Raw genomic sequence first — 9,164 nt, 5'->3', positions numbered from 1 at the left:
AGTTTGCAGTAAGATCCCTTCTTTAGAGAGCTTTGTAACCACTCATCTCTTCGGCAGAAGCGTCTAAAACCATTAGCTTTTTTCAGATTATTTTTAGGAATATGTCTCGACCTGGTACAGTTTTGACTCAAGTCGAGACACTGGACAACAGTCTAGCAACAATGGAGAATGCGAATATTTTTTAACGACCAAGATCTGGCCAGAACTCAGCATCGTTTAGCTGTATTTTCTCAGTTTGGGGCAACCACCCGCCCAAAAAAGTCGAGCCGTAACTCGTTTCGAATGATTTCTCAAAATCACTCACAGGACCACTCAGCCCTGCTACCTGCTAAGACAGGAACTCGATTAGCGAAAAAATCATCCCCATTAACCTGATTCACTCTCCTAGAGGCTAACGCCATCTAGCTAAGACATCGGTCCATTCGAAGGGACGTTGTTGTATTGTCTTTTGGTAAAAATTCTATTTTTAATTTCACAAGAGTATACAGTCTAGCACCTAGACCCGCGAGACAAAACGCTAAATCATCTACTGCCTACATGCCGCTTTCTTTTTTGTCTATGTCGCCATAAGTCTCGCCAATTCTCTCAAGACGTTCATCTAAATTGGGATAATTACGCACACCCGGAACTACCTCGCCATTTCCGTCTGTGGATCGCCTCAAATAATCCACAAGATCTTCAAACCCATGCAACTTCACAAGGGCCATAGGCAATGCGGATCTCGATCGACCCATTCGGTGCAAAAGGCGAACTGCGGTCGTGTCGGCTCTCAGCTCCACAGCTGGAGCTCGCGTCGCAAACTCTTCCAATATTTTAAACATGTGACCCATATCACGAGTTCCTTGAATCCGGCCCGACACTTCTCCAGTGATCCATTTGCGTATATAGTCGTGCGTGTAGTCAGCAAAGTGGTGTCCGGCAGAGGCAAAAAAAGATCCGATGGTTCGAACTCCATCGCCCCAATCACCATGACTCATCTCATGGGCTATGATGGCCTCGACTTCATCAATATCTAGCTTGTCGATCATTAATTTTGATATAAATACATTACATCCTGTATTAAAGGCATTTACTTCGTTCACATCAATGACCCACGCTCGGTAACAAGAGCGCATATCTTTATCTAAAGCAAATTGTGAAAGATCCAACATGATACGGTCGACAAAATCCTGATAGGGCCCAACATAATGACCTTCCAGACTGTGCGCGGCTGCTAAGATCAGTTTCAATGCTGGTTTCATTTTTTTGTCCAAATGCTCAGGTATCAAATCCTGTTGGTGATAGATCATGGACCAAGTCTCAAGAACAAAATCCTCATAAATCCGCTTTATCGACGTGGGCACATACCCTTGCCCTCTCTCCGAAATGGCAGCCACTTTCTGAAATCCATTCTCCGAAACGTTTGCCCGAGTCTCTATCTTACTTCTGGCTTTGACCCGCCATAAACTTTTCGCTTCCTCCGCGGTGGTCAAACTGCCGAAAACTAGAACACTGACAAAAAACAAAAACCTACATCTGATTAATAAATGGCTGCCTTTAGATAACAAAACTCTAATAATCCCCAGCCCCTGTTTATCATTCCGATCAATCATCACTACCCCTATTTGAATGTTGTTTGCGATTCGTTTAGAAAACCACAACATATCGATTTCCGGAGGTCCATTTCAACCCCTTAGGCCTCTCTTAAAACCTTTTCCCAGAAAGTGTTACAGGTGAAACAAGAGGTTTCAGCCCAGATCTAAAACAGGCAAAAAACAACGCCTCAGGGGCTTTTGCCGCAGCCATCAAAGTGAGGGCGCAACACCTTTCTTTTCTGGATGAGACTGTGTTGGAAAAGATGCACCACACCCCCGAAAAATAGTATGAGGACATCGATCAACTAAAAAATCACCGCTGATCCACCTCAGATCCAATCCCGGGCCCATTGACCCGGCGGACCCACCAAACCCCCTTGACAAAAACCCCCATTTTCCCGTTTCTAAACAGTCCGACTCATCACAACTCAGGATGGAATTGAAATGGCCTGGAGCCTGCCGGATCGCTATATTTGGGATTTTTGGTTCGCAGAAAAAAACGGCGAAAATCACGTTTTTTTCCTTCAAGCCAATAAAGAACACTGCAAATTTGATCCGCAGCAAAGACATGATTTGGCTTCACTGGGGCACGCGGTTCAAAACAATCGGGGTTGGCAACTTCTGTCGCCGGATCCGGCGTTTTCGAAAAGTCGCTCCGGGGCTTGGGATGATCTCTCCATTTGGAGTGGGAGCATTATCAAAGATCCAAAAAGCGCCTACTACTACTTGTTCTACACCTCGCGATGTTCAAAACATAGCCGCTATTGGACGCCAAAAGAATGGCAATACCCGCAACACATTGGCATCGCTCGCTCAGAGAATCTCAGCAGCTGGCGCCGTCTGGAGCAAGGGCTCTACAAACCCCTTATACCAAACCCTGTGACAGACACTCGCTTTGATCACATCAATTGGAGAGACCCTTACGTTATCTATCATAACGATCGCTACCACTGTTTTATCACCGCCAGAAGACGAAAACCCAATGGAACGATTCACCCTGATGGCGACGGCGTCATTGCCCACCTAAGCAGCACAAACATTGAACGGTGGTCGGGATCAGATATCCACATTTTCCATCATTCGCAAGAATTTTACCAAATGGAAGTGCCGCAGGTTTTTTGGAGATCAACAAAAAGTGGCAAACGCCTTTATCTGATTTTTTCAGCTGAAGAAAGTGACTGCTCTTCACACCGAAGAAAACTCACCTCATTGGCCCAGTGTCGCACCGGCAGCTATTATATGTTTTCACATGAAGTGGCCATCGATTACAAAGGGTGGCCACCTCTGCGAGAACCCGCTCACCTTTTGGCTCCGAACCTATTTGCGGGTAAGATCTTAAACCCCGAGACGCAATCACAACCTGAACTGTTTGGTTTTCCCGTCGTTGATCAAAAAGGTCAGTTTGCCGGCGGCATCGAAAATTATGGACGTGTGAATTTTCTGGATTCAGGATTAATCAACATAGATCGAAAACAAAATTCTATGCCGCATGCCGCTTTGTAATTGCGGTGTCTCTCGAACTATTTTGTTCTCGCTTGGACTTTCTCCAAAACGCCTGAATCAAAGCCGGAAGCAGCAACAAATCAAAAAGCAACGCCGAGGCCACACCCACGGCCATTAGCAGTCCAAAATAATTCACCGGCCGATAAGTGGCGGTGAGAAATACGAGATACTGGGCCAACAAAATAAGAGTGGTCACGGTGATTGCCCGTCCCGCCTGTTTGAACGTTCTGGCCATGGCCCACAACTTAGACTGCCCCTTTCGCATACGATGCAAAAAACCATGAAAAACATGAATCGTATCGTCTACGGCAATCCCCAGTGTGATGCCCGAAATCGTAATTGTTGCCAAATCAAGGGCGATATTCGAAAGTCCCATAGCAACAAAACACACAAAAATAGGGAGCACATTGGGAATCATACACATAATGCTGCCTGAAAAAGAGCGAAATAAAAAGGCCATCATGCCAAGCACTAAGATGATGGCCACCAAAACGCCGCGCTCTTGGTCTTCGATCAGAGTATCCAGAAGTGAAACCTCAAGAAAAGTCGAGCCAGCAAGTTTCCAGCTTAAGTCCTCAGGACAATTTTTACTTAAATAATTTTCTATATTCTGCAACACACCTTTAAGTTTGATGCTTCCCAAGCTTTTCATTCGTAGACCGACGCGCGCTTGAGTGAAATCGCGATTGACGAGATCATATAGATCTTCACCGCTATTTATAAATAAGTATTGGGTGATCAATTCCCTATCATCAGGCAGCGTCCGATACCCTTCTTTTTCGCCGTTATACGCCCAGTGCATATCTTCGATCACTTCTACAGGAGAAACGGCTTTATCCACTTCGGGCAATTTCTCTACCCAGTCTTTGAAGTTTTTGATCACCTGTAACTTCTCAGGACTTTTTAATCCATCAAGGTGGTCCAATGAAAACACAACATCAATTGAGGCCGTTCCGGATAAGTTTTTCTCCACAAGGTCAGTGCTTTTTCTGATCTCGTGATTTGGCTTAAAAAATTCGATAAAGTTAGTCTCGACCCGAATGGCAAAGAGAACGGGGGCCAAGATTAAAATTGCCAGCACGTGCCCCGCTATCACCCATTTGGGGTGCCTCAGACCAATCTTTGCAATCCCCCAGACTACAGTGTCAAGCCCCCTTAAACCGCTTTTTTTGACTTTTTCTGGAAAGGTCAAAAACTTAGCAACCAGCGGGGGCATTAACCATATCACCACCACGTAGATAACGACCAATCCCACCGACACGACCCAACCAAAGCTCTGCACTGGAGGAATTCTTGTTGTCACCAGCGACACAAACCCAGCGATCGTCGTCAGAGCCGCAAACAAAGATGGTGACCTTACATCTTGCATGGCGTTTTTAACCGACTCTTCAACACTTAACCCTTTGTCGTGCCAAAAATAAACACTGTTAAAGAGATGAACGAGAAAGGCAATGGTCAATGCCGATATTAATGACGGAACCATTTCTGATACGGCAGTAAATGGCACGTTAAAAATTCCGTAAAGACTAATGGTCGACACCACCGTTACGGTCAAAGAAACTAAGCCAAATGCCACGACAACGTAGCTTCTAAACATCCACCACAGCACTAAAATACCCAACAAAAAAGAAAGCGGCAGTAATATTTGGGTATCTCTCGCCATTGACCGCGTATCAGCGGCCACGACCGCCGACATTCCAGACACACCTTTGAGATGATCATCCAGTTTGTTCTGGACCACTTGCTTTCTAATCTGTTGTTCGAGAGGCTCATAAAATTCTTTAACCTCACCGGCAACAGGCTCAACGACAACGGCCAAGGTGCGCGCATCATCAGCCAACAATATGCCTTTTGCAAATCGGTCTTTTGTAATTCGGCTTTTGATACTTTGTTGGCTAAATTCGTCCGCATCTACATCTATCAATGGAGTCACTTCAAAACCATCGGCACTGGCTTCGATGTGGTCAACATTTGTTGGCGAGGTGACCTTTGCGACGAACTCCAAGCTTGATAAATCTTCAGTGAGCTTGTGGAGTCGACCTAGAAAGTTCGCCTCAAGTAGATCGTCGCCTTGAAACAACAGGATGTAGATGGTGTCATTGGCGAAAGTGTCCCGGACTTGTTTTTCAAAAACCAATTTGGGATCATCTTTCTCATAGTAGAGATACATGTGATTATTCGGCGACACCTTCGACACAAAAAACAACGAAGGAAGTAGTAAAATGAGGAGAGCAACTATTGATTGCCAGGGCTTAATGTGACCGACCATTGCCATTCCTTGGTGAAGTCTTTCAGTAAAAATATCATGCCAGACAACTATTTTTCGGAAATTTCATCGAAATACTTAACAACTGAATTTCAATACTTTGCTGACCACCCGACCAAGATCATGGCATTGTCTTGAAAAAACTCACCCGCACTCTGACCAGCCCCCTCAAAGGTATGGAGTGACAGTGAAAATTCATGGGGTTCCTGTCCGGCAAACACTAGAGAGGGTCCTAAATAATAGTCAAAGGGGTTCACTCCCACTGCAAAACGAATAAGCCCCCGCCACCGCCCTTGGTCCCACTCGCGCATCCACCTCCCGCCAAAATTTAAAACATCCTTAGGTAGAAGTGTCTCGCTGTCTGCTTGAACATGACTGCCTGACACTTGCAAATTTAGCGTGTTATTGCCATCGCCGGGGAAAACCTCAAGGCTTGTGGTCCACAATAAACTATCGGTTTCAAGGGGCAGAAAATTTTGATCTAACGTCAGTCCATCTCTCGCCCACCCCAGCTCCCCCCGCACGGTCCCACCCAAGGCTTCAGTGCTCATGTCAACAGCCACAACTGTCTGCTTTGGGTAGGCCTTGTAGAAGGCCACGCCGCCTGCGCTAGCCAGAGCCGTTGTGGGATCGGCACCCAAACCCACTGCAACAGCCACAACTGGATTCACAAAATAAAAAGGTTGTGCTGCCGGCGCTTGCACCCAACTAAGACCCAAATCCAGGCCCTTGCCCAAGTAGGTCATTCTAACCCCACCGGCGTCGGAGTTCGGGTTTATATCTTCAACTTCTCCCGTGGTAGCGAGAGTCGTTATGAGAGTCGAAGAGTTCGCCCCCAATATTAAACCCCGCGTTTTATCAATGGGCGACCATACATTATTGGCTTCAGGAAAGTTCGACACTTGAAACTGAGGCACCCACGCCATGTCTATTTTTAACGAACCGAAAAACAACTCCAAGCGGGTCGCCCACTGTGATCGAAGTCTCTCATCATAAGGGGTCAGTATGAGACGACCGAGTTCTTGCCTCGCCAGGCGGTCGACAAGGGAGTTTTCATAAACGTTTCCCCAGATCACCTTTAAGGCCCCCACTGAAAACTTAAACCAATTGTTTCGATAACCAAGGTAAGTCTCTTCAAGACTTGCATTCGACCAAGTCTCACTGGCGTCACCGGTCTGAAAAAAGGTTGAGGCCTGCCCTCCAATGCGCCAGTCAAAACTCGACGACAAGGCCCCTTTTAAAAAGTAATTCACATCTAAATAGTGCTGTCCGTACACGGAGGATGTCCGTCTCGGAAAGTAACCCGGCTCGAATCGAACTCGTCCACCCGACGCCCATGGCGAAGGCTTAGAGTCCTCATTGGTTTCAGTAACTTCAGGCAGCGGCGGTGGCGCACCAAACACGAGGCTTTCTGTTTTTTGAGCCCGGCCCTTGTCTCCAGCCGAGGGCAAGCGCACCTCAAAAACAAGTACAGAACCGGCACCTCGCTTTTTAACAAAACGCTGAATACTCAGTCGCTGACTTGAAAGGGCCTTTCGCAACAGCGACACCTGTTGCCGACTCCACAGGGGACCAATCAACCACTGATTTTTACTTTTTCGCACCGAAAACTGATTCTGCCTTAGTTTTTTACCTATTACCTGTGCCTGCGCCGGGCTCGGTTGTTTGATAACGGCATATTGGGGCCGAACCTTTTTCTTTATAACCTGAGCCTCCAAGCCTTTTTTCTTCAGCTTACGCAGCGCCTTGAACGCTGAGGCTTTCGAAGTATGAAAAGAGTGCGCCTGTGTTTGCTTGCTGTCCCCATAAACATTCACCGCCGGTGTAACAGCCAAAACAAAGGCCAAAATAGAAAACCAACGGGGCTTAAAGTTGACGGTACTTTTCTTCACGACGTGGATCTTCTAACACCTTTTGGGTAAAAAGGCTCTCTGGCAAGCCCAGGTTGTACTTCACCTGTTTGACTACCATTCGCGTTTTACTTCCTGTGACCAAGTTTTGTGTCTCACTATCGAGTACGGTCCAAATCCCCTGGACCTTTTCAAGCTTAAATACCTGCGTCACTTTCCATGGACTCTTACGGCCACTTTTATAGGCTTCCATTTTTATCGGCACCCAACTTTCAGGGTGAATCCATGCTACTCGCTTGCTGTAGGCCGAGTTGTCTTTTTTAACGGGCGTGCTTTCTACTTTATACAACTTAACACCGTTCACGGATTCCTCACCCAAAAAAACGTGCTTATCCATTTTCACCTCTCTATCGCGGAGGTCTTCAAAAAAGATATCCGAGTTCACAAAACTTCCATCTTTTCGCTTCGATGAAATTCGACGAATCCGTCCTCCACTAGCAGACAAATAGATCCATTGGTCACTTTCATCTCCAGCATCATCAAGGGTTAAAAGCCCCACGTCTTTCACATCTGCTGGCATTAAGAAACGAATGAGCGAGGCAATCTCATTGGGCTTGGGTCGCCGTTGAAACATAAAAAACTCTCGCTTTCTGGCCGAACCACTTTTGGGTTGGATCAACATTTGCGCAAAACCCACTGAATCCTTACCGGTGGGTCTGTTGTAGACTTTCTCCGCAATGGATTGACCCCTATCCTCAGCCCCCTTTGTGGCCTTTGCTTGCGCAAAACAGAAAGGAAAAATGACCAATACATACAACCAAATAACCCGAGCTATCATACCTCATCCCCCTCCCCAACCGCCTGTTAGGGACAAATCAATCCCCTCCGCCAGAGGAGAGGCCCCACATCAACAAAAATTGTTGCGTTTTCATAATACAATACAAATCGAATCAGAGAAAATGCTGTGAATCAGGATCAATAGTTCTCATAGAAGACTGGACTTTTATCGGGCCATAGGAAACAATAAGGGACAATCCAATGCGGACAAGCCATAATGAGTTTGTCTGTTTAGTGCACCAAGGAACATGAACGTGGATACTCAAAATAAAGAACTGAAGCAGATACTCGGCAGCCTTCATGGCACCCCATGGGAACATAAAATTCAAGTGGCTCCCTTTGAAGGCCGCCTTCCTACAGGCTTCAAAACTGAAACGGGTATTGTGGTTGGGACTGATTTACACCCCAGAGAAGTGGTGGATATTGCCGCTAATCACGGCGTGCGACACGTGGTGCAGGTGGGTAGCCCTGAGGCCGAGACAGAACTTAAAACCTCAGCTCTGATGCTTGCAGACCCCGAAAAATTTTTAGATCATCCAGCATCGGCCATTTTTTGCCCAGAATCGGTGAGCGACGCCAAAGACCGAGAATACTTAGGTATCGGTATTGACTTTAAGGCCGCCAATGAAAAATTTGGCATTCTGGCCCTCATACAAAGTCACCTATCTCAATTTATTCGCCGCCAATCTTTTATCACCGAACTTCTACTGATCACTGACGAGCTGTTTACCAACGCCGTTTTTAATGCGCCTTATGGACATGAGAAAAACTCCAGCGGTGCCACAACCAATAACGCCAAGAAGCACGGATTGGGCGGGCGTATTTTTGTAGCCAGCGACGGCAAACGAGTGGCCATTGGCTGCTGTGACCCCTACGGCTCATTAAACGTGGCAGACATTCTTCACCGCCTTCAAAGGTGCTACACGGAAGGTCCGGATAAGTGCATGAACATGGGGCCTGGCGGCGCGGGCATTGGGTCGTACATGATCTATCGCTCAAGTGGAAGTTATTTTGGCGCGGTTAAACAGGGATATAAGAGTTTTGTCGGAAGCGTGGTGCCGATTACGACCAGTCTGCGACAACGAATGCAAACTCCCAAGAATATTCATTGGCTTTCAATTTAAGGGTAAAACA

The 9,164-nt window shown here is 46.6% G+C and carries 6 protein-coding genes; 2 read left to right on the top strand and 4 right to left on the bottom strand.

Annotation, left to right across the window (positions count from 1 at the left end; all coding sequences use genetic code 11):
- Positions 1–533: 533 nt before the first annotated feature.
- The gene (locus tag H6626_02035; protein USN47893.1) at positions 534–1,592 is read right to left on the bottom strand and encodes a M48 family metalloprotease; all 1,059 of its coding nucleotides are present in this window, start codon (positions 1,590–1,592) and stop codon (positions 534–536) included.
- A 426-nt stretch (positions 1,593–2,018) separates the two neighbouring features.
- Here H6626_02035 and H6626_02030 point away from each other — a divergent pair, with 426 nt between their 5' ends.
- Entirely contained in the window at positions 2,019–3,077 is a 1,059-nt protein-coding gene (locus H6626_02030; GenBank protein USN47892.1) for a hypothetical protein, read from the top strand.
- Here the strand turns inward: H6626_02030 and H6626_02025 are convergent.
- The 3 genes from H6626_02025 to H6626_02015 form a co-directional block, all read right to left on the bottom strand.
- On the bottom strand, positions 3,055–5,346 hold the full coding sequence (locus H6626_02025) for an MMPL family transporter (GenBank protein ID USN47891.1): 2,292 nt from the start codon (positions 5,344–5,346) through the stop codon (positions 3,055–3,057). The two genes, H6626_02030 and H6626_02025, sit on opposite strands and share 23 nt — an antisense overlap.
- An 89-nt stretch (positions 5,347–5,435) precedes the next feature.
- On the bottom strand, positions 5,436–7,235 hold the full coding sequence (locus H6626_02020; protein USN47890.1) for a hypothetical protein: 1,800 nt from the start codon (positions 7,233–7,235) through the stop codon (positions 5,436–5,438).
- Complete coding sequence (locus H6626_02015) at positions 7,210–8,031, bottom strand: outer membrane lipoprotein-sorting protein (GenBank protein USN47889.1); 822 nt, start codon at positions 8,029–8,031, stop codon at positions 7,210–7,212. The genes H6626_02020 and H6626_02015 overlap by 26 nt, the downstream gene beginning before the upstream one ends.
- Before the next feature lie 253 nt (positions 8,032–8,284).
- On the opposite strand from H6626_02015, the gene H6626_02010 reads away from it, so the two are divergent.
- Positions 8,285–9,154, top strand: coding sequence for a hypothetical protein (locus H6626_02010; GenBank protein USN47888.1), 870 nt, complete (start codon positions 8,285–8,287; stop codon positions 9,152–9,154).
- The last annotated feature ends 10 nt before the right edge of the window (positions 9,155–9,164 follow it).

The organism is Pseudobdellovibrionaceae bacterium (genome assembly GCA_023898385.1).
Lineage (GTDB): Bacteria > Bdellovibrionota > Bdellovibrionia > Bdellovibrionales > UBA1609.
Note: the sequence above shows the minus strand (reverse complement) of the source record. Positions and strands in the feature narration are given on the sequence as shown.

Coding starts and splice junctions, on each gene's coding strand:
- H6626_02035 (USN47893.1), bottom strand. CDS start 1,592: ATGATTGATCGGAATGATAAACAGGGGCTGGGGATTATTAGAGTTTTG.
- H6626_02030 (USN47892.1), top strand. CDS start 2,019: ATGGCCTGGAGCCTGCCGGATCGCTATATTTGGGATTTTTGGTTCGCA.
- H6626_02025 (USN47891.1), bottom strand. CDS start 5,346: ATGGTCGGTCACATTAAGCCCTGGCAATCAATAGTTGCTCTCCTCATT.
- H6626_02015 (USN47889.1), bottom strand. CDS start 8,031: ATGATAGCTCGGGTTATTTGGTTGTATGTATTGGTCATTTTTCCTTTC.